Annotated in this window: 20 protein-coding genes and 1 tRNA gene; 16 read left to right on the top strand and 5 right to left on the bottom strand. The window is 51.3% G+C overall.

Features of this window, described 5'->3' with window-relative positions:
- Positions 1-8 precede the first annotated feature (8 nt).
- The 8 genes from ACN0T0_RS13735 (at position 9) to ACN0T0_RS13700 (ending at position 8,682) form a co-directional block, all read left to right on the top strand.
- Positions 9-608 carry a UPF0149 family protein gene (locus tag ACN0T0_RS13735; protein WP_417226996.1) on the top strand — a complete coding sequence of 200 codons (600 nt, stop codon included), beginning with the start codon at positions 9-11 and terminating at the stop codon, positions 606-608.
- An 18-nt stretch (positions 609-626) separates the two neighbouring features.
- On the top strand, positions 627-1,946 hold the full coding sequence (pepP, locus tag ACN0T0_RS13730) for a Xaa-Pro aminopeptidase (RefSeq protein WP_417226994.1): 1,320 nt from the start codon (positions 627-629) through the stop codon (positions 1,944-1,946).
- Positions 1,947-2,003: 57 nt separating this feature from the next.
- Complete coding sequence (ubiH, locus tag ACN0T0_RS13725; protein WP_417226992.1) at positions 2,004-3,281, top strand: 2-octaprenyl-6-methoxyphenyl hydroxylase; 1,278 nt, start codon at positions 2,004-2,006, stop codon at positions 3,279-3,281.
- Between the two features lie 61 nt (positions 3,282-3,342).
- A complete protein-coding gene (locus ACN0T0_RS13720) occupies positions 3,343-4,602 on the top strand; it encodes a UbiH/UbiF/VisC/COQ6 family ubiquinone biosynthesis hydroxylase (RefSeq protein ID WP_417226991.1) in 1,260 nt (419 codons plus the stop codon).
- A 185-nt stretch (positions 4,603-4,787) separates the two neighbouring features.
- Positions 4,788-5,894 (top strand): glycine cleavage system aminomethyltransferase GcvT, encoded by a 1,107-nt coding sequence (gene gcvT, locus ACN0T0_RS13715; protein WP_417226989.1) that lies wholly within the window; start codon positions 4,788-4,790, stop codon positions 5,892-5,894.
- Positions 5,895-5,917: 23 nt separating this feature from the next.
- Complete coding sequence (gene gcvH / locus ACN0T0_RS13710; RefSeq protein ID WP_417226987.1) at positions 5,918-6,310, top strand: glycine cleavage system protein GcvH; 393 nt, start codon at positions 5,918-5,920, stop codon at positions 6,308-6,310.
- 119 nt (positions 6,311-6,429) lie between these two features.
- On the top strand, positions 6,430-7,620 hold the full coding sequence (locus tag ACN0T0_RS13705) for a class I SAM-dependent rRNA methyltransferase (RefSeq protein WP_417226985.1): 1,191 nt from the start codon (positions 6,430-6,432) through the stop codon (positions 7,618-7,620).
- Between the two features lie 24 nt (positions 7,621-7,644).
- On the top strand, positions 7,645-8,682 hold the full coding sequence (locus tag ACN0T0_RS13700; RefSeq protein ID WP_417227130.1) for an NADP(H)-dependent aldo-keto reductase: 1,038 nt from the start codon (positions 7,645-7,647) through the stop codon (positions 8,680-8,682).
- 64 nt (positions 8,683-8,746) lie between these two features.
- Here ACN0T0_RS13700 and ACN0T0_RS13695 read toward each other — a convergent pair whose 3' ends face one another.
- Together ACN0T0_RS13695 and ACN0T0_RS13690 are read right to left on the bottom strand one after the other, a co-directional pair.
- On the bottom strand, positions 8,747-9,151 hold the full coding sequence (locus tag ACN0T0_RS13695) for a CBS domain-containing protein (RefSeq protein WP_417226983.1): 405 nt from the start codon (positions 9,149-9,151) through the stop codon (positions 8,747-8,749).
- A gap of 168 nt (positions 9,152-9,319) precedes the next feature.
- On the bottom strand, positions 9,320-9,973 hold the full coding sequence (locus tag ACN0T0_RS13690; RefSeq protein WP_417226981.1) for an HAD family hydrolase: 654 nt from the start codon (positions 9,971-9,973) through the stop codon (positions 9,320-9,322).
- Positions 9,974-10,142: 169 nt separating this feature from the next.
- Between ACN0T0_RS13690 and rppH the strand changes: the two genes are divergently transcribed.
- Both rppH and ptsP read left to right on the top strand, forming a co-directional pair.
- The gene (gene rppH, locus ACN0T0_RS13685; protein WP_215953554.1) at positions 10,143-10,646 is read left to right on the top strand and encodes an RNA pyrophosphohydrolase; all 504 of its coding nucleotides are present in this window, start codon (positions 10,143-10,145) and stop codon (positions 10,644-10,646) included.
- A gap of 7 nt (positions 10,647-10,653) precedes the next feature.
- Complete coding sequence (ptsP, locus tag ACN0T0_RS13680; RefSeq protein ID WP_417226979.1) at positions 10,654-12,933, top strand: phosphoenolpyruvate--protein phosphotransferase; 2,280 nt, start codon at positions 10,654-10,656, stop codon at positions 12,931-12,933.
- 7 nt (positions 12,934-12,940) lie between these two features.
- Here ptsP and ACN0T0_RS13675 read toward each other — a convergent pair whose 3' ends face one another.
- The gene (locus tag ACN0T0_RS13675; protein WP_417226977.1) at positions 12,941-13,714 is read right to left on the bottom strand and encodes an NRDE family protein; all 774 of its coding nucleotides are present in this window, start codon (positions 13,712-13,714) and stop codon (positions 12,941-12,943) included.
- Between the two features lie 175 nt (positions 13,715-13,889).
- Between ACN0T0_RS13675 and lgt the strand changes: the two genes are divergently transcribed.
- Positions 13,890-14,687 carry a prolipoprotein diacylglyceryl transferase gene (lgt, locus tag ACN0T0_RS13670; RefSeq protein ID WP_417226975.1) on the top strand — a complete coding sequence of 266 codons (798 nt, stop codon included), beginning with the start codon at positions 13,890-13,892 and terminating at the stop codon, positions 14,685-14,687.
- Positions 14,688-14,703: 16 nt separating this feature from the next.
- On the opposite strand, the gene ACN0T0_RS13665 is transcribed toward lgt, so the two are convergent.
- Both ACN0T0_RS13665 and ACN0T0_RS13660 read right to left on the bottom strand, forming a co-directional pair.
- Entirely contained in the window at positions 14,704-15,258 is a 555-nt protein-coding gene (locus ACN0T0_RS13665) for an NUDIX domain-containing protein (protein WP_417226973.1), read from the bottom strand.
- A 41-nt stretch (positions 15,259-15,299) separates the two neighbouring features.
- On the bottom strand, positions 15,300-16,151 hold the full coding sequence (locus tag ACN0T0_RS13660) for a thymidylate synthase (protein ID WP_417226971.1): 852 nt from the start codon (positions 16,149-16,151) through the stop codon (positions 15,300-15,302).
- Between the two features lie 89 nt (positions 16,152-16,240).
- On the opposite strand from ACN0T0_RS13660, the gene folA reads away from it, so the two are divergent.
- The 5 genes from folA (at position 16,241) to ACN0T0_RS13635 (ending at position 19,193) form a co-directional block, all read left to right on the top strand.
- Positions 16,241-16,747, top strand: a complete 507-nt coding sequence (gene folA, locus ACN0T0_RS13655; RefSeq protein WP_417226969.1) for a type 3 dihydrofolate reductase — start codon at positions 16,241-16,243, stop codon at positions 16,745-16,747.
- 11 nt (positions 16,748-16,758) lie between these two features.
- Complete coding sequence (birA, locus tag ACN0T0_RS13650) at positions 16,759-17,724, top strand: bifunctional biotin--[acetyl-CoA-carboxylase] ligase/biotin operon repressor BirA (protein WP_417226967.1); 966 nt, start codon at positions 16,759-16,761, stop codon at positions 17,722-17,724.
- Complete coding sequence (locus tag ACN0T0_RS13645; RefSeq protein ID WP_417226965.1) at positions 17,721-18,419, top strand: type III pantothenate kinase; 699 nt, start codon at positions 17,721-17,723, stop codon at positions 18,417-18,419. The genes birA and ACN0T0_RS13645 overlap by 4 nt, the downstream gene beginning before the upstream one ends.
- Entirely contained in the window at positions 18,371-19,093 is a 723-nt protein-coding gene (locus ACN0T0_RS13640) for a hypothetical protein (RefSeq protein ID WP_417226963.1), read from the top strand. Before ACN0T0_RS13645 ends, ACN0T0_RS13640 begins: the two co-directional genes overlap by 49 nt.
- Positions 19,094-19,117: 24 nt before the next feature.
- A tRNA-Thr gene (locus ACN0T0_RS13635) sits at positions 19,118-19,193 on the top strand.
- Positions 19,194-19,294 lie beyond the last annotated feature (101 nt).

Genomic DNA, 19,294 nt, shown 5'->3' with positions numbered 1-19,294 from the left:
GCGCCTCCATGCCTGAAACCCAGTCCCCTGAAGATTTTCTTCCCGAGTATTATGAAATATGTGATGTATTGGTCGCTGAAGACAGTATGACCAGTAGTGCCGCCGAGTTGCACGGTTTGCTGTGCGGTTATCTTTCCGCCGGAGCCCGGTTTAGCCATGATGCCTGGTTGAAGCTGGTGAAGGAGTTAACCGATATCGGTGATTTTCGCCATGAGTCCTCCACGTTAGCCTTTACCGATCTTTATGATGGTGTGGTAGCGCAGTTAGAACAACATGATTTTGGTTTTCAGCTGATGCTGCCGGATGATGATCTCGCGATGGCTGAACGGGCTGAGGCGTTAGGCTGTTGGTGTCAGGGTTACCTGAGTGGCTTCGGTTTGCAAGGTGGGCATACCAATGATTCCCTGTCTGATGAGTTGAAAGAAGCGTTGGCCGATATGGCCCAGATTGCCCAGATTGAGCTAGAGCCTGAAGCCGATGAAGAGAATGAATCGGATCTGATGGAGCTGCAAGAATATGTACGTATCTCTTCAATGATGATTTTTGGCGAGTTTAACGCCGCCACGGAACAAGACACTGCACCTGCACCGGGTGCAACAGTTCACTAACAGGGAGTGATGTCAGCTATGCGAATCAGTCAGTCAGGTTTTGCCATCCGCCGTCAGCTGCTGATGGATAAAATGAGTCCGGGCAGTGTTGCTGTTGTGCCCTCAGCGAGTGAAGTCAGCCGTAACCGGGATGTGGAATATCCGTTCCGGCAAGACAGTGATTTTTATTACCTGACCGGTTTTAATGAGCCGGATGCGATGCTGGTGTTGATTCCTGAGCAAGACGGTGGACAGGTGATTATGTTCTGCCGTGACCGAGATCCTGAAATGGAGATCTGGAATGGCTATCGTGCCGGGCCGCTGGGTGTTTGTAATCAGTACGGTGCCGATCATGCGTATCCGATTGATGAACTGAATCAGCGAATGCCGGATCTGCTGCAAGGCAAAGATCGGCTCTACTACTCCATCGGTTTAAACGATAAGTTCGATCTGCAGGTGCGTGGCTGGCTCAATGATATTCGTAAAAAGGCGCGCATGGGGGCGGCAGGCCCGGGCGAAATGGTGATGTTAGATCGCCTGCTGCATGAATTACGCTTGTTTAAATCCGCTGAAGAAGCGGAGCTGATGCGGGCAGCCGGACGTATCTCTGCCGAGGCCCATGTGCGGGCGATGCAGGTATGTAAGCCAGGCTTAACAGAGTATCAGTTAGAGGCTGAAATTAGCCACCACTTCGCTATGAATGGCTGCCGTTTACCGGCTTACTCTTCTATTGTCGGCGGGGGGGAGAATGCCTGCGTATTGCATTACACCGAGAATCAAGATGTGCTCAATGAGGGTGACCTCGTGTTGATCGATGCCGGTTGCGAATTGGATTACTATGCCGGTGATATTACCCGCACCTTCCCGGTCTCTGGCAAATTCAGTGCCGAGCAGAAAGCCTTATATGAATTGGTTTTGGCCGCGCAATTAGCCTGTATCGAAGCGATTCGTCCCGGTGTTCCTTGGATCTGTATCCATGACAAGTCGGTGGAGGTGTTAACCCACGGTCTGATTGAGCTTGGTCTGCTGAAAGGCGATCCAGAGGAGCTGATCGAAAGCGGTGCCTACAAAGCTTTCTATATGCATCGTATTGGTCACTGGCTGGGGATGGACGTTCACGATGTGGGTGATTATCAAATTGATGGTGAATGGCGGTCATTAGAGCCGGGCATGGTTCTAACCGTGGAGCCGGGTATCTATGTCTCGCCGCAGAACGACCATGTTGATGAGAAATGGCGCGGCATCGGTATTCGTATTGAGGATGATGTATTGGTCACTGAGGATGGTTATGAAGTGCTTAGTGCCGCAGCGCCTAAGAGTGTTGCAGAGATAGAAGCATTAATGGCGCACTCGGCTTGATGTCAGCGTAATCATCATTCGATGAGTGCGATTTAAGTGTTAACAACACGGGCGGTTATGAAACAGCATTACGATATTTTAATCATTGGTGGCGGGATGGTCGGCGCGAGTTTAGCGGCGGCATTAATCCCGGCGGGTAAGCGTTTAGGGTTGTCGATCGCAGTGGTTGAAGCCTTTCCTATGCCGGCTGCCGGTAGCGCCGAATATCAGCCGAGCTACGATACTCGCTCAACCGCGCTATCCTATGGCAGTCGGTTGATTTATGAGCAGATCGGTATTTGGCCGCAACTGCGGGAGCACCTTTGCCCGATCACCAATATTCACGTGTCTGATAAGGGACGCTTCGGCGTCTCCCGCCTGAGTGCCCATGATGAGGGCGTTGCCGCACTGGGTTATGTCGTAGAGAACCATTGGTTAGGCCAGGTGTTGATGAGTCGACTCATGGAAGACGATGCTGCACATATCGATCTCTTGTGCCCCGCGGAAGTCACCGATGTGCAGACTCACGACGCACTCATGACGGTGTCATTGTTAGTTGATGACAGCCCTCAGCAAGTCACGGCCGAACTGGTGGTGATGGCGGATGGAGGTCGGTCTGGCCTACGGGAGCAGTTGGGCATCGGTTATCAACAGAAAAGTTATCAACAGCATGCGGTGGTCGCCAATATTAGTCCGGAAACGGCTCATGATTATATCGCTTATGAGCGGTTTACCGATACCGGCCCGATCGCGCTGTTACCTCTCGAAGATGCTCCGCCAAGCGCGTCTAACGATGCCGTGCAGCCCGGTTTGCATCGTATGGGGTTGGTCTGGACGGTACCCGATGAGCAGATAGACGAGATTCTTGGCCTTACTGATAAACAGTTTATCGAGCGGGTGCATGAACGTTTTGGCTATCGTGCTGGGGTCTTTGTGCAGGTTGGCGAACGCTTTAGTTATCCGCTGAAGCTGAGTATCGCCGATGAGCAGGTACGTCAGGGGCTGATTGTGTTAGGTAACGCCGCCCATGCACTGCATCCGATTGCTGGTCAGGGTTACAACTTGGCGTTACGGGGTGTGGTTGCCTTAGCTGCTGAGCTGATCGAGGCCCGCGAAGCCGGTGTCAATTTGGGTGATATTAATCACCTGGCTCGATTTGCCGAGCGGGTACGTCGAGATCAGCAGAAAACTATCGGATTCAGTGATAAAACCATGAAACTATTCTCGAATGATAACCCCTTGTTGGCACTAGGGCGCAGTGCCGGGTTGCAGTTAATGGATATCTGTCCGATGGCGAAAACGGTATTTGCCCGTAGCGCGATGGGACTGGATCAGCCAACGCCTGATCTGCGCTAATAGGCTTGGCTTATAATGATGTCCCGCATGGGGACTTTGTCAGCTGTCTGTGAGGACTCCAATGACACAAGATAATATGACCGATCTGGTGATCGTCGGCGCCGGTATGGTGGGGCTGACATTGGCCGCATTACTGGCCGACAGCGGTTTGCGTATCCGAGTGCTTGAGCATCGGGATATCGATGCCGAGCAAGCACTGACGTGGGAGCAATCTCAGCGAGAGCAGGGGTATGATCCCCGGGTAAGCGCCTTAACCGTGGCTTCGCAGCAGGTGTTGAGTGTTGCCGGGGTTTGGCCGCAGATCGAACAGATGCGCTTGATGCCCTATCGGGCGATGGATGTTTGGGATGGCGAAGGCACAGGGCATATTCATTTTGACTGTGCCGAACTGCACGAACCCTGTTTAGGCCATATTGTGGAAAACCGAGTAACTCAGGCGGCACTGCTGCAACGGGTGGCTGCTCAGCCTAACTGCCAACTATCCATGGGTGTCGCACTGACTGAGTTGTCAGAGCCGGATGAGCAAGGGGCGCGCAGGTTGACCCTCAGCAACGGTGAGATGCTAGAGTCACGCTGTGTGGTCGCTGCGGATGGGGCTTTATCGAATACCCGGCGATTGGCTGGTATCGGGATGTGGGAGTGGGATTACGGCCATCATGCGATCGTCACGACGGTCACGACGGAAGTGTCCAATCAGGCGACCTGCTGGCAACGTTTTACCAATGACGGTCCTTTGGCGTTTCTGCCGTTAGCGGAAGCGCATCTCAGTTCGATTGTCTGGTCCACCTCGCCGGATCATGCCAAACTGTTGATGGAGCTGAATGATGCTGATTTTTGTCAGGCATTGGAACGTGCTTTTGAGGGCCGTTTAGGGCGAGTAACACACACCGATCCTCGGGCTGTTTTTCCACTGCGTCAGCGGCATGCTAAGCAGTATGTTAAAGCCGGCTTTGCGGCCATTGGCGATGCCGCCCATACCATTCACCCACTGGCTGGGCAGGGGGTTAACCTAGGCTTGATGGATGCGGCTGCGCTAGCGGAGACGATTCTCGAAGGCGTTAAAGATGGTGTCGATTGGCATAGTGAATATCATTTGCGGCGTTTTCAGCGTGCTCGTCAGGGCGAGAACCTACAGATGGCGGCGACGATGGAAGGCTTTAAACGTTTATTTAATGCCGAAGGTCCACTACCGAGGTTGTTGCGTAATACCGGTATGTCATTGATGAATCGATGTTCGCCGGTTAAAAATCATATTGTGCAGCAGGCGATGGGTTTAGCCGGGCCGTTGCCGCGTTTGGCGCGTCGGCCGATAAAAGAGTAACGTTGGCGTGTTAGCCTAAAAGATCAGTCAGAATCCATGGGAAAATTTGCACTGGCGATTGAATCTATATACATTGTCTGCCCTTTTTAAAGATAGCCCTAAGCTTTATTTATTGCTGAATAACAATTAATAGCGTCAGTTACAGAGCGATCAGTTATTCGCTCAGGATAAGCGAGTTAAGAATTATGGGACAGAGAACGGCACTTTACGAAAAGCATTTGCAGATGAATGCCAAGCTGGTCGACTTTGGTGGTTGGGATATGCCGATTCACTACGGTTCACAGGTTGAAGAGCACCATATAGTCCGCAACGATGCGGGTATGTTTGATGTGTCTCACATGACAGTAGTGGATGTCACCGGCGCGGATGCCAAAGAATACCTGCGTTACCTATTGGCGAATGATGTCATTCGCTTACAGGAGCAGGGCAAAGCACTTTACAGTGGTATGCTGAATGAAACCGGCGGTGTGGTTGATGATTTGATCGTCTACCTGATGACCGATCCCGATGTGACCGGCGAATGGTTCCGGGTGGTGGTTAACTGCGGTACCCGTGAGAAAGATCTACGCTGGATGGCGGATCATACTGCTCAGTTTGATAATGTTGCGCTGACCGAGCGCCCCGAATTGGCGATGGTGGCGATTCAAGGGCCGAATGCGATTGCTAAAGTTGCGGCGGTATTAAATGAGTCGCGAGTTAAGTTGATTGACGGTTTAAAGGTGTTTCAAGGGTTGGAATCGGAAGGCTGGTTTTTTGCGAGAACCGGCTATACTGGCGAAGATGGACTTGAGGTGATGGTGCCAGAGGAGTATGTTGCAGACTTCTGGCAAGCATTGGCGGATGCCGGTGTGGCTCCTTGTGGGCTAGGTGCCCGTGATACCTTGCGATTGGAAGCCGGCATGAATCTATATGGCTCGGATATGGATGAGAAAGTCTCTCCACTGACGGCGAATATGGCTTGGACTATCGCTTGGGAGCCAGCAGAACGAGACTTTGTTGGCCGCAAAGCGCTTGAAAAACAGCGTGCGAGTGGTGTAAAACAGAAGTTGGTTGGGCTGGTACTCGAAACACGAGGCGTACTTCGCAGCCACCAGAAAGTCATGATTAACGGTGAGGAAGCGGGTGAAATTACCAGTGGTTCTTTCTCGCCAACACTGGGTTGTTCGATTGCAATGGCCCGGGTATCGGCTGACATAGCGGATACTTGCCATGTTGATATGCGTGGCAAACTGGTAGAAGTAAAAGTAGTTAAACCGTCATTTGTTCGCAATGGCGAGAAAGTGTATTCATAAACTCTCACTGTAGGAAAGAGAAAATGAGCGATATCCCAAGCGATCTGAAATATGTTGCCAGCCATGAATGGATCCGTGACGAGGGTGATGGTGTTGTAACTATCGGAATTACTGACCATGCCCAGGATCTGCTGGGTGATGTAGTGTTTGTTGAGCTGCCTGAAGTAGGTGCTGAATTCGCTACCGGTGATGACCTCGGCGTGGTTGAATCTGTTAAAGCAGCATCGGATGTCTATGCACCATTGAGCGGTGAAATTCTTGCTGTAAATGGTGAATTGGAAGATGCCCCTGAGTTAGTAAACAGCGATCCTTATGGTGATGGCTGGTTTGTTCGCTTGCGTCTGTCTGATACCACTGAAGTCGATGATCTGTTGGATGCCGATGGCTACGCGGAATTGTGCGAAGCCGAAAGCTGATCAACGTCTGATCATGCAATAACTAAGCCCTGCCACTGCGGGGCTTTCTGTTATCTGGGCCTGCAGGATATATGCTGCGAGCGGTCCACCGAATAACCGTCAACAGAAGGTAACTCCCCTTGCAACAACTACGTTTGAATTCGGGCGCTGATAAGCGTCTGCGCGGCGGCCATGTCTGGATTTACAGCAATGAAGTGAATACTCAGCTTACGCCACTGAAGCAGTTTACGCCGGGCGAGCAGGTGGTCGTGGAGAGCTCAGCAGGTAAGCCGCTCGGCTTAGCCTATGTTAATCCAAATTCGCTGATCTGTGGGCGTCTGGTGAGCCGTAGCGTGAAGATTCCGCTGGATCGTTCGCTCATCGTGCACCGTCTTAATATTGCCCTATCATTACGCGAGGCCTGTTTTGATAAGCCCTGTTACCGCCTAGTGTTTGGTGATAGCGATGGTCTGTCTGGTTTAGTGATCGACCGATTCTTCGATATCTTTGTGGTGCAGATCTCAACGGCGGGGATGGAGTTGTTTAAAGAGGATATCGTGGCAGCGTTAGAAAAGGTCTTTAAGCCACAGGGTATTCTCTTCCGTAATGATGGCAAAATGCGCCAGATGGAAGGGTTGGAGAGCTATTCTGAAGTAGCTTTTGGTGAAGTACCTGAATTGGTGCCTTTTGAAGAGAACGGCGTGTCATTTCTGGCGCCGGTACATAAAGGCCAGAAGACCGGCTGGTTTTATGACCACCGCTTAAACCGTGCGCGGATGCAGCAGCATGTTGAAGGCAAGCGGGTGTTAGATCTGTTCAGCTATATTGGTGGCTGGGGTGTACAGGCATTGGCAGCTGGCGCTGAGCACGTAACCTGCTTAGATGCCTCTGAGTTTGCTTTGGATATCGCCCAGGAAAATGCCCAGCTGAATGGTGGCGCAGAGCGTTTCACCAGCATTCAGGGTGATGCTTTCGATGGTTGTAAGATGTTGCTGGAGGAAGGTGAGAAGTTTGACGTGGTTGTGGTCGATCCACCGGCCTTTATTCAGCGCCGTAAAGATATTCGCAATGGTGAACAGGCGTATAAGCGGATCAATCAGTTGGCGATGCGGTTAGTGGCCAAAAACGGTGTCTTAGTGTCAGCCTCTTGCTCAATGCACCTGCAGCGTGAACGGCTGGTGGATATTATCCGTTCAGAAAGTCGCGCGTTGGATCGTCAAGCGCAGATCTTTGATCAAGGGCATCAAGGGGGAGATCATCCGGTCCACCCCGCGATTCCCGAAACGGATTACCTTAAATCCTATTTTGTCCGGTTGTTGCCGGTCACTTAAATCGATCTTGGGAAGTCATAGATGATGGAGTATAAATTACTCGGTGGTAGCGATCTTAATGTCAGCCGTATCTGTCTGGGGACGATGACCTTCGGCCAGCAAAACACTGAAGCAGAAGCGCATCAGCAGCTTGACTATGCCGTTGCCGAGGGGATTAACTTCTTTGATATGGCGGAGATGTATCCGGTGCCTCCTAATCCAGCCACGCAGGGGCGTACTGAAGAGTATGTTGGTAGCTGGATTAAGGCGCGGGGCAATCGTGAGGATATTATTCTGGCGACTAAGGTGAGTGGCCCTGCCGAAATGGCATCTCATATTCGGCCAAACCTATGCCTGAATCGAGCCAATATTCGACAGGCGGTTACCGATAGCCTGCAGCGGTTACAAACCGATTATATCGATCTGTATCAGGTGCATTGGCCTGAACGGGCAACTAACTTCTTTGGTCAGTTGAATTATCATCATCAACCGGAGCTAGACGGTATTCCGATACTTGAGACGCTCGAAGCGCTAAAAGAGTTGGTGGATGAAGGTTTGATCCGCTATGTCGGTTTATCTAATGAGGTGCCTTGGGGCGTGATGAAGTTCCTCAGTTATGCTGAGGCGCTGGGGTTGCCGCGGGTTGTTTCGGTACAGAACCCTTACAACTTGCTGAACCGTAAAGATGAGGTGGCCTTGAGTGAGGTGTTGCTACGGGAAAACGTAGACCTGATGGCGTATTCGCCTCTGGCGTTCGGGACCCTTAGTGGTAAATATCTAGATGGGAGTGCTGGGCCGAATGACCGTATTAATCAGTTCCCTCGGTTTGCTCGTTACTTTACTGATCGAGGACTGAAAGCGACCGCCGAGTATGTGTTGTTAGCGCGGGAGCATGGTATCGATCCGGCTCAGATGGCACTGGCATTTGTTAACCGTCAACCATTTGTCGGCAGTAATGTTATTGGTGCGACAACCATGGAGCAGTTAGCCAGTAATATCCGTTCCATCGAGATAACGCTGTCGGTTGAGGTATTGGAAGGGATCGAGCGGATTAGTACCCAGTATTCCAATCCCTGTCCTTAGTCGATGCTGGTTTGATGATCAAATGCGCCTTTTAACGGCGCATTTTTTATATCTACTCAAAGCTTTAGGCCACGCGGCATTGTTTTAATTGATCATTGAGTGCCGCCATCACCTGACCTCGTTTAACCAACCCAACGAGCAGGCCGTTATCGACCACCGGATAGATTTTGGGTTTATTGCTGGCCATCATCTGGGCTAATTCCAAGACGGTGTTACTGGGTTTCACGGTCAGTGGTTCGTGCTGCATCATATCTTTGACGAGCACATGGCTATCGCAGTGGTAGCTGTCCCCCAGTAGGAAAGGGATACAATCGTGTTCTGATAGAAAACCGGTGAGGTGGTTGTGGGTATCGACCACGGGAAGTCCGATCATCTTACTGTTGATAAGCTGATCTACGGCCTGAGGCAGGGACATTGTTTCCTGCAGCGGTGTGACGTATTCCGCCATAATATCTCGAATTAGCATCATCGTCTTAATCTCCTCTGTTGCTTATACACAGTCTTGCAGCAAAACAATGATTTCACCAATTAGCACTGGCTATTTGATCGATAGTGGCAAGCTAGGGATATAAAAATGCTCCGGCCTTGTGGGGCGGAGCATGATGGGATATTAGCTGAGTACTGCAATCGCGATGGTTTACCGCAGGCTGATAATGGGCCAGCCTTTATCTTCGGCGGTTTGCTTCAGTAGTTCATCCGGGTCGACGGCGACGGGGTGGGTGACCCGTTCGAGTAATGGCTTATCGTTAATGGAATCACTATAGAAATAGCTGTCATCCATGGAGTGGCCGGTTTGCTCCAGCCAAGTGTTCAGGCGTTCCACTTTGCCTGCCTGAAAGCAGGGCGTGCCGGCTACTTTGCCGGTATAGCGACCATCAATCATCTCTGGCTCGGTGGCTAAGGTGTCGTCGACGCCGAGTGCGGTGGCAATGGGGCCGGTGACAAAACGGTTAGTGGCGGTAATGATTAACAGATAGTCACCCTGTTGCCGGTGCTTTTGCAGCAGTGTGGCGGCTTTATCCAGCATCATTGGGGCAACGGTAGTTTGCATAAACTCCTGATGCAGCTGTTCGAGGACTTCGGGTTCGTGCTCGCTAAGGGGCTTGAGGGCAAACTCCAGAAATTCGCCAATATCCAGCGTGCCGGCTTTATATTGTTGGTAGAAATAATCGTTTGCCTGACGGTAGGCTTCAGTATCGACAATGCCTTTCTTGCACAGGAACTCGCCCCAGGCGTGATCACTATCGCCGTTTAACAAAGTGTTATCTAGATCGAAAATCGCCAGGCTCAAGGTTGTCTCTCCATGTGTATATAAGGTCAGCTGAAAATGTAGCGCTTAGAATAGTGGCTCATGACAGAGCTGGCAATTATTAATCCCTGATTTTCTGGGTACGCTTAAGTTTGCTGAAAGACCTGAAGTTGTGGAACAATAGCGAAAAAGAATTTGTAAGGAATTCACCGTGATAGATTCAGATGGGTTCAGGCCGAATGTCGGTATCATTCTGGCGAACTCGATGGGTCAGGTGCTTTGGGCAAGACGTATAGGGCAAAATGCATGGCAGTTCCCCCAGGGGGGGATTAACGTGGAAGAATCGCCGGAACAGGCGATGTATCGGGAACTTAAAGAGGAGATTGGGCTGTCACCTGAGGATGTAGAGGTGATCGCTGTTACCCGAGGCTGGCTTCGTTACCGGCTACCCAAACGAATGATAAGGCACCATTCCCATCCGGTTTGTGTAGGACAGAAACAAAAGTGGTTTTTATTGCGCATGTTGAGTGATGACAGCGCGGTAGTGATTGATTCAACAAACTCACCAGAGTTTGATGGCTGGCGTTGGGTGAGTTATTGGTATCCGCTCGGTCAGGTTGTGGCATTTAAGCGGGATGTGTATCGTAAAGCGATGCGCGAATTGTCACCTAAGTTGACGCGGCTGGTTCTTGGGGGCTGGTATTTAAAGGAGTAAGCACTGCATGCTGGAAACGCTACGCAAAATTGTACAGGAGGTTAACGCCGCCGCCGATCTTGAGTCGGTGTTGGATGTTATTGTCCGTCGGGTGCAGCGTGCGATTCGTACAGATGTGTGTTCTATCTATCTTCTAGACCCGCAGCGTGAACGCTATGTTTTGATGGCGACCCAAGGGCTTAATCAGAAATCGGTAGGTCGGGTATCGCTCTCCGTTGAGGAGGGGGTTGTCGGGATGGTAGGTCAGCGTGCTGAGCCTATCAACCTCGAAGATGCCGCCGCCCATAGCGCGTTTACCTACCTTAAAGGCACCGGCGAGAAGAAGTTTCATGCTTTTCTTGGGGTGCCTATTATTCATCACCGAACCCTGTTGGGGGTTTTGGTTGTTCAGCAGAAGCTGATTCGCAAGTTTGATGAGTCTGAAGAAGCCTTTATGGTGACGATGTCGGCCCAGTTGGCTGGGGTGATCGCTCATGCTGAGGCGACCGGCTCGATTCTGCAGATTTCCGACCATACTAAAACCGAAGCTGACCGGAAGTTTGAAGGGGTGTCGGGTTGTGTCGGTGTTGCCATCGGGCCTGCGGTGGTTATGACGCCATTAGCCGATCTCGATGGTGTGCCGGATCGTAAGGTCGATGATATTAAGGCCGAAGTCGCCACGTTTAAACGTGCGCTGGCACAGGTGCGGCGGGATATTAAGCGGGTGGGTCGCAGTCTCGCCAAACGGCTACGTTCGGAAGAGCGGGAGCTATTCGATGTCTATATTCGTATGCTTGATGATAATGCCCTGGCCGGTGAGATTATTGCGCGCATCAAAGAGGGGAGCTGGGCACAGGGCGCGCTGAAGCAGGTTATTGGCGAGCATGTGAAACAGTTCTCGATGATGGATGACCCATACCTGCGTGAGCGGGCCACGGATATCAAAGATTTGGGTCGACGGATGCTGACCTTTTTGCAGGAGTCCGGTCCGGCGCTGTCGGAAATTGTCTTTCCAGAAAACACGATACTGGTGGCTGATGAGCTAACGCCGGCGATGCTGGGCGAGGTGCCAACAGAAAAGCTGGTGGGTTTGATCTCAGTACATGGCTCCGGTAACTCTCATGCGGCCATTCTCGCCCGCTCGATGGGCATCCCAACATTGATGGGGGTGGTCGACCTGCCCTATACCCGGGTGGAGGGACTGAAGGTTATTCTTGATGGTTATTCTGGTCGGGTGTTCGTTAATCCATCTGATGATCTGATTGAATGCTATCAAGAAGTTATTCGTGAAGAAGATGAGGTTAATGCCGGGCTAGAAGGGCTGAAAGAGCTGCCGGCCGAAACCACCGATGGTTATCGTATGCCCCTGTGGGTCAATACCGGTTTGATTGCCGATGTGGCCCGGGCACTTGATCGAGGCGCTGAGGGTATCGGCCTATACCGGACGGAAATTCCCTTTATGATTCGGGATTTCTTTCCCAGTGAGCAAGATCAGATGGAGACCTATCGTAAACAGCTGGAAGCTTTTGCGCCCCGTCCGGTCACGATGCGTACACTGGATATCGGTGGCGATAAGCCGCTGTCCTATTTCCCGATCGAAGAAGATAATCCGTTCCTTGGCTGGCGAGGTATTCGGGTAACATTGGATCATCCTGAGATATTCCTCGTGCAAATTCGTGCCATGCTGCGTGCCGCCGAGGGTTTGGATAATTTGCGTATCATGTTGCCGATGGTGACCAGTGTGCGTGAAGTAGATGAATCGAAACGATTGATTGCCCAGGCCGTAGAAGGCTTGCGTGAAGAGGGGCACAATATCAGCCAGCCGTTGATCGGTGTGATGATTGAGGTGCCGGCGGCGGTGTATCAGGTGCGCCGGTTTGCGCGTCGGGTTGATTTTATTTCGGTGGGTTCGAACGACCTAACCCAGTATTTGCTAGCGGTTGATCGAAATAATCCACGGGTCGCCGATCTCTATGTGCCTTATCATCCAGCGGTGTTGAAAGCGTTGCAGTTTATCGTGCTAGAAGCGCACAAAGAAAATGTGTCGGTGAGTATCTGTGGTGAAATGGCGGCCGATCCTGGCGGGGCTATTTTGCTGATGGCGATGGGCTACGATGTGCTGTCAATGAACGCCACTAACCTGCCGAAGGTAAAGTTTGCTCTACGGGGTATCAGCTTTGAGCGGGCTCGGGCGTTGCTTAATGAAATTATCGTGATGGGCGATGCCGATAAGATTCAAGTCGCCTTGCATAGTCGCCTGAAAGAGCTGGGACTCGGTCAGCTTACTCGGCCTGCGATCCCTGACTAAAGGCCCGTTACTCCGCCATCAAGGTTGCGGGGGCCATGAAACGAAAGGTATTACGCTCAGTTTTCCCTGCCGCATCATAATTCTGCTCGACGACTTCTGTGACGCCATTGTGTCTGATTAATATCGCGGTGGTGGCGCGGGTGCCATAATTCTCTGAACGAATAAAACTGGCTGAGAGGCGACGCTCTAGTGGCAAGGCTATACCGGTTTCTGGGAGTAATTCATCAGGATAGGTCGCAGGGTTCTGCATCAGTTTTATCAGCGTGTCGGCATCGAACTTGTCACTATCAATACTGTTTTTTAGGGCCTGTTTGGCGGTGACTAATTTTGGCCAAGGAGTGTCGAACACGGCGTTACTAATACCGTGAATTCCGCGCGGCACTGGTTGTAAGGAGGTGGCTCTATTCGAGAGATAGCAGAGCTGTTGTCCATCATCGATCAGTTGGTTGAAGCCATCGAAACGGTGCGGATCGGTAGCCTCAATAAATGCGTTGCAGCTAAGGTCGCTGAGGAGGAACTGCAGCGGTAGATTTCCTCTGGAACTTTGTCCTTGTGGTTGACTCAAACCGTTGCGGTGATTGGTGAGAGCCGAGAAGCGTCCGTGACGAGTCAGCCCTAGCCATGTGCCACCTTGCTCTAAGTCTTGGCCGGCCAGTAACTCAGGTTGCTCCGGCCAGTATTGCATCGCTCGGGTCGGGCGGCTGTAAAACTCATCCCGATTGGCCGTTAGGATTAGTTTATAGTCCGGGTGATAATTATAAGCGAATAGGATTAGACACACAGCAGGCTCTCTCTTTTTAGCAGACAAGCGGCAATCATGACAAATATTACAGTGTATTGCTAAAGCGGATGAATCACGGTTTCATTTAAAACCAATATTTGTCATTTATCTATTGTAGGATGCGCCATGAACATGGTTTTATCCGGCAGATTCAGAATAAAGGAAGTCAGTTTTAATGTGGGTGCATGATATTGATCCAATTGCGGTGGCGTTAGGGCCATTAAAAATTCACTGGTATGGGCTGATGTATCTGGTGGGCTTTGCCTCGGCTTGGTATCTCGGTGGTAAACGTGCACGTCGTCCCGGCTCTGGTTGGACCGAAGAGCAGATTTCCGATCTAATTTTCTGGGGTGCAATTGGCGTAGTCCTCGGTGGCCGCTTTGGTTATGTAGTGTTTTATAACTTCGATCAGTTCCTTAACGATCCACTCTGGTTATTTGCGGTCTGGGAAGGCGGCATGTCATTCCATGGTGGTTTGTTGGGGGTGATTGCGGCGATTGGTTATTTCTCCCATAAATATAAGAAGAGCTACTTTGATATCGGTGACTTTGTTGCGCCGTTGATTCCCATTGGCTTGGGTGCCGGACGTATCGGTAACTTTATCGGTGGTGAGTTATGGGGGCGGCCGACCGATCAAAGCTGGGGGGTTATTTTCCCCCGTGCCGGTGATGCGCTAGCCCGCCACCCTTCGCAGCTGTATGAGTTTGCCCTAGAGGGCGTGGTGTTGTTTACGGTGCTTTGGTTCTATTCTGCTAAGCCTCGGCCCAAGATGGCGGTCTCTGGCATGTTCTTGCTCTGTTATGGTCTGTTTCGTTCGAGCGTTGAGTTCTTCCGCCAGCCGGATGTTCAGCTGGGCTATGTGGCGCTGGACTGGCTGACGATGGGGCAGTTGTTGTCGCTACCGATGATTGTTTTAGGGGCCGTGCTGGTGCTCTGGGCTTATAAGCGAGACGGCGCAACTCAGGTAGGTTAGTACGCTCGATGAGTGATTAGGGTGCCATTCGGGTTAGAGCGAGTTTAAGTAACGCGGCAACCGACATGGCGTCCGTGATCTCGCCATCGACGGCCATGCGGATGGCCTCTGCTGTAGGGAGTTTCAGCAGTTCAATGTCTTCAGTATCTTCGAGCTGTTGTGCGCCCTGGCTAAGTTGGCTTGCCACAAAGATATAGGCCACTTCATCGGTCACCGAGTTTGATGTCCTCAGCTCCATAAAGGGCTGCCAATGAGCGGCGCTTAAGCCGGTCTCTTCGCGAAGTTCTCGCTTGGCTGCATCCAGTGGTGGTTCATCGAGTGATGCGCCGCCCTCTGGAATCTCAATGGTGGTTTCATTGTTGGGGTAGCGGCTCTGTTTGACTAGGCAGATCTGGTCGTCATCATCAATGGCGATAATGCCAATCGCTCTGGATTTAAAATGTACAACGCCATAGATTCCCTCTGTGCCATTGGGGCGGATTACCTCTTCATGACGCACCTGAATCCAAGGGTTGTCATAGGCAATCGTTTGGCTCTTCTGTTGCCAGCCACCAATTTTCAGTTTCGTCATTCGGTTATCTGCTGTGTGTGAGTGGCGGTGCCAATAATCGCTTATACGGAAAAAGGATACTGAATGGGGTCGTGATACTGGTAGCCTTCGATTTCGAAGTCATCGGTGCTAACCCAGGTTTCCAAATCTTCCAGTGTCTTGATATCCGGATTGATCTTAAAGGTGGGCAGTGGCAGAGGTTTACGTGTTAACTGTACATCACGCATCAACTCGAGCTGATCTTCATAAATATGTGCATTAACAATCTTATGGTAAGCCTTGCCCGGTTTTTTGCCGGTAATCTGGGCGATAATGGCCAGCAGAAAATAGACCTGAACCATGTTGAAGGTCAGACCAAGCGGCACATCACAGCTGCGCTGCGTGCTGTTGAGATAGAGTGTATCCCCTAGCAGTGAAAAATGGTGGCTATACATGCAGGGGCGTAGGCAGCCCATGTGAAATGCACCGGGGTGATAAAAAGTGTAAATCTCCCCGCGATCATCGATGCCCTGTGTCAGGTCGTCGACGATTTTGCGCAGCAGGTCGATGCTGCCACCGTCGGGCTTGGGGAAGTTTCTACCGACTTTACCGTAGATAAAACCACAGTCATCGGTGCCTTTACGGTAGGGGTTGGCAAGCCAAGATGCGTTATCATTGGCGTTGGCATCCCAAGTTTTAGTGCCAAGTTGGCGGAACTGTGCCGCATTGTCGTAACCGCGCAGATAGCCGAGCATTTCAGCAATAGCGGATTTATAGAAACTTTTCCGAGTTGTCACCAGCGGGAATTCACCGGCGGCGACATCGTAGGTCAGATCTGCGTTAATGACGGTCAGGCAGCGTTTTCCGGTGCGTTCATTTTCCACCCAGATGCCTTCGTTGATGAGTCTTTGGCAAAGATCAAGATATTGTCTCATTGGTTTGTACTTGACACCTGTGGTTAAATTCAGAAAACGATGTTACCAAACAGCAAGACATCGATACAGGTATTAGTTAAGGAGAGTTTATGAACCTGGCGATCATTGTGGCCCAGGCAGAAAATCGGGTGATCGGAATTAACAACAATCTACCCTGGCATCTGCCGGAGGATCTGCGCTATTTCAAGCGGGTCACGATGGGTAAGCCGATTATTATGGGACGTAAGACATTCGAATCGATTGGTCGGCCGCTACCGGGGCGGACCAATATTGTGGTTAGCCGTGATACAACTTATCAGCCTGAAAATGTAAAGGTGGTACACAGCCTTGAAGCGGCGAAAGCGCTAGCTGAGAGCATCTGTATGGTGAATGGTTGTGATGAGGCGATGGTGATTGGCGGGGCGCAGATTTATGAGCAGGCGCTGCCCTTAGCGGATCGACTGTATCTCACGCAGGTTCATGCTGAGGTGAAGGGTGATGCTTTTTTTCCGGTATTTCATCCCGGTGATTGGGCTGAAATAGGGCGTGAGGACTTTCTTGCGGCAGAGCATAACCCCTATGATTATAGTTTCATTGTTCTCAAACGGATTTCTTAAAGGATATCGCGATGATTGAGCCACTGTTGTCGGTGTTGGCCGATGGTAAGTTTCATTCAGGCCAGGCGCTGGGGGCGACGCTCGGCGTGAGTCGCAGTGCAATATGGAAGCAGATAAAAGGTATTGAAGAGACAGGTATCGAAGTCTTTAGTGTTAAAGGGCGAGGTTATCGGATTCCCGGAGGGCTCGACCTGCTCGACCAGACGGTGATTGAGGCAGCCCTAGAACCGGTGGTAAGTCAGCAGCTTAAGCTGATCGATATGAATCTAATTATTCCCTCGACGAATGCCAAGGCGATGGAAGCCGTTTATCGAGATGGTCATGGTTCTCTGTATCTTGCTGAACGACAAACCGCCGGGCGGGGGCGTCGCGGCCGAAATTGGGCCAGTCCATTCGCCAGTAATATCTATTTCTCCCTAACATGGCAGTTTAGTAATGGTGCAGCAGCCCTCGAAGGGCTCAGTTTGGCGGTGGGTGTTGCACTGATTCGAGGGTTGAAGCGGATAGGTGTCGAGGAGGTGTCGGTTAAATGGCCGAACGATCTGTTATGGCGCGGGCGCAAGCTGGCCGGTGTGCTGTTAGAGATGAGCGGTGACGCCGCTGGTGATTGCTTTGTGGTAATTGGGGTAGGTATTAATGTCAATATGCCGGAGCTGGCTGCCGAGGTGATTGACCAGCCTTGGATTGATTTGCAGCAGATCCTCGGCGAAGCGCCATCGCGTAATCATTTGTTGGCGGAACTGATTAATGAGTTAGTGCCGGTGCTAGAGCAGTTCTCGCAGCAAGGCTTTGCTGCTTTTAAAGATGAATGGCAGGCGGTTAACGCTCATCATAATCAGGTCGTTAGTCTGAACCTTGGCAATCGCCAGGCGTTAGGTATTTGTCGAGGTGTTGATCAGAACGGCGCATTACTGTTGGAAATGGATGGTGAGTTGCAGGCATATCATGGTGGCGAAGTGAGTGTGCGGCTAGCATGAGTGTGTTAGATCTGGATGCAGGTAATACCTTTATTAAATGGCGTCTTGCCGGTTCTGCGTGTCGTGGACGGTTGCGTCATAGTGAGTTGGCGCAGGGTGAATGGCCCGAGGCTGTCAGTCGAGTAAGGATCGCGTCGGTTGCTGGTGAGCAGGTTAATCAAGCGTTGCATGATTTTGTTATGCAGCAATGGCATCTGTCACCGGAGTTTGCGGTTACTGAAGCAGCAGCCTGTGGAGTGCGAAATAGCTATAGCGATCCGTCACGGATGGGGGTGGATCGTTGGTTGGCAATGTTGAGTGCCTGGCATCAGGCACAGCAGGCTTGTTGGGTGGTGGATTGCGGTAGCGCCATTACAGTGGAACAGTTGGATCATAGTGGTCAGCATCTAGGGGGCTATATTATTCCGGGTATGCAGTTGATGGGGCGTAATCTATTGAGTAATACAGCAGAGATTTTTGTTGATCACTCGATCGAAGGGTTTAATGCTGCGCCGGGCACTAATACCTCGGAGGCAGTGCAGCATGGCCTGAATCTACTATTGGCATCCTTGGCTGAGAAAGTGATGCGCAGCGCGGCAGGGCAGCCGGTTTATGTTACCGGTGGTGACGGTGCGCTGTTTTGTTCGTTGGTGGATGGGGCGGTGTTATGTCCCGATCTGGTCTTGGATGGTTTGCCGTTAGCGTTGGGGGCATAGCGGTGCGCTGGTGTTTTCTGATTTTATTGCTCATTAATGGCGCTTACCTTGGCTGGCAGATGCAGCAGCCTGAACGTCATAAAGCGGTATCACCGGCGAATGTTACTTCGCTGCGCCTGTTGAGTGAAGAGGATCGCTCTTTATTACTACCCCGTCGAGTGTCTACTGCGACAGAGAATCAGCCAGCTGAGGCTTGGTGTCAGGTGGTTAGGGGTATAGAGGTTGAAGCGGTTGCCTATCAGTGGCAAGAGCGGCTGGAGCGGTTAGGTTTGACGGCGTTAGTGGCGCCAGCGGATATTGAGCAGGTTCAGGGTTATGAGTTGACACTCGATCAGCCTATCGAGGCTAATGTTCAGCGAGTACTGGAAGCGCGCTTGGTGGCACAGGGGTTGGGGGTAGAAACGGTCAGGCTTGGGTCCCGATGGGTCTATATTGTTGGTCGTTACCCGACGCGTGAGACGCTAAATGAGGCGCGTGATGGGTTACTTGGAGTGTTTCAGTTGGGCGAATATCAGGTTGTCAGCCAGATACGTCAATATGAGGTTTGGATCGAGGCCGATGGTTCGTCAGAAACAAGCAATAAAATCAAAGAGGTAGACGATTTTTTTGATTCTTCAATAAAAATCGAAAAAAAATTATGTAAAGGGGTTGCAAGCACAGGGGTGCGTGATTAATATATGCGCCACTTCACAGCCGATGCCGGTATAGCTCAGCTGGTAGAGCAACTGACTTGTAATCAGTAGGTCCCGAGTTCGACTCTTGGTGCCGGCACCATTTTTAGCGGTGAAGTATTGGTAGGGTGGGGTTCCCGAGTGGCCAAAGGGATCAGACTGTAAATCTGACGCGCGAGCTTCGGTGGTTCGAATCCACCCCCC

The sequence above is a fragment of the Amphritea sp. genome, from assembly GCF_048266285.1.
In the GTDB taxonomy this organism is placed as follows: domain Bacteria; phylum Pseudomonadota; class Gammaproteobacteria; order Pseudomonadales; family Balneatricaceae; genus Amphritea.
Note: the sequence above shows the minus strand (reverse complement) of the source record. Positions and strands in the feature narration are given on the sequence as shown.

Coding starts and splice junctions, on each gene's coding strand:
- ACN0T0_RS13735 (WP_417226996.1), top strand. CDS start 9: ATGCCTGAAACCCAGTCCCCTGAAGATTTTCTTCCCGAGTATTATGAA.
- birA (WP_417226967.1), top strand. CDS start 16,759: ATGATTGAGCCACTGTTGTCGGTGTTGGCCGATGGTAAGTTTCATTCA.
- ACN0T0_RS13660 (WP_417226971.1), bottom strand. CDS start 16,151: ATGAGACAATATCTTGATCTTTGCCAAAGACTCATCAACGAAGGCATC.
- ACN0T0_RS13645 (WP_417226965.1), top strand. CDS start 17,721: ATGAGTGTGTTAGATCTGGATGCAGGTAATACCTTTATTAAATGGCGT.
- gcvH (WP_417226987.1), top strand. CDS start 5,918: ATGAGCGATATCCCAAGCGATCTGAAATATGTTGCCAGCCATGAATGG.
- ubiH (WP_417226992.1), top strand. CDS start 2,004: ATGAAACAGCATTACGATATTTTAATCATTGGTGGCGGGATGGTCGGC.
- lgt (WP_417226975.1), top strand. CDS start 13,890: ATGTGGGTGCATGATATTGATCCAATTGCGGTGGCGTTAGGGCCATTA.
- pepP (WP_417226994.1), top strand. CDS start 627: ATGCGAATCAGTCAGTCAGGTTTTGCCATCCGCCGTCAGCTGCTGATG.
- ptsP (WP_417226979.1), top strand. CDS start 10,654: ATGCTGGAAACGCTACGCAAAATTGTACAGGAGGTTAACGCCGCCGCC.
- ACN0T0_RS13720 (WP_417226991.1), top strand. CDS start 3,343: ATGACACAAGATAATATGACCGATCTGGTGATCGTCGGCGCCGGTATG.
- ACN0T0_RS13700 (WP_417227130.1), top strand. CDS start 7,645: ATGGAGTATAAATTACTCGGTGGTAGCGATCTTAATGTCAGCCGTATC.
- gcvT (WP_417226989.1), top strand. CDS start 4,788: ATGGGACAGAGAACGGCACTTTACGAAAAGCATTTGCAGATGAATGCC.
- ACN0T0_RS13665 (WP_417226973.1), bottom strand. CDS start 15,258: ATGACGAAACTGAAAATTGGTGGCTGGCAACAGAAGAGCCAAACGATT.
- ACN0T0_RS13640 (WP_417226963.1), top strand. CDS start 18,371: ATGTCCCGATCTGGTCTTGGATGGTTTGCCGTTAGCGTTGGGGGCATA.
- folA (WP_417226969.1), top strand. CDS start 16,241: ATGAACCTGGCGATCATTGTGGCCCAGGCAGAAAATCGGGTGATCGGA.
- ACN0T0_RS13695 (WP_417226983.1), bottom strand. CDS start 9,151: ATGATGCTAATTCGAGATATTATGGCGGAATACGTCACACCGCTGCAG.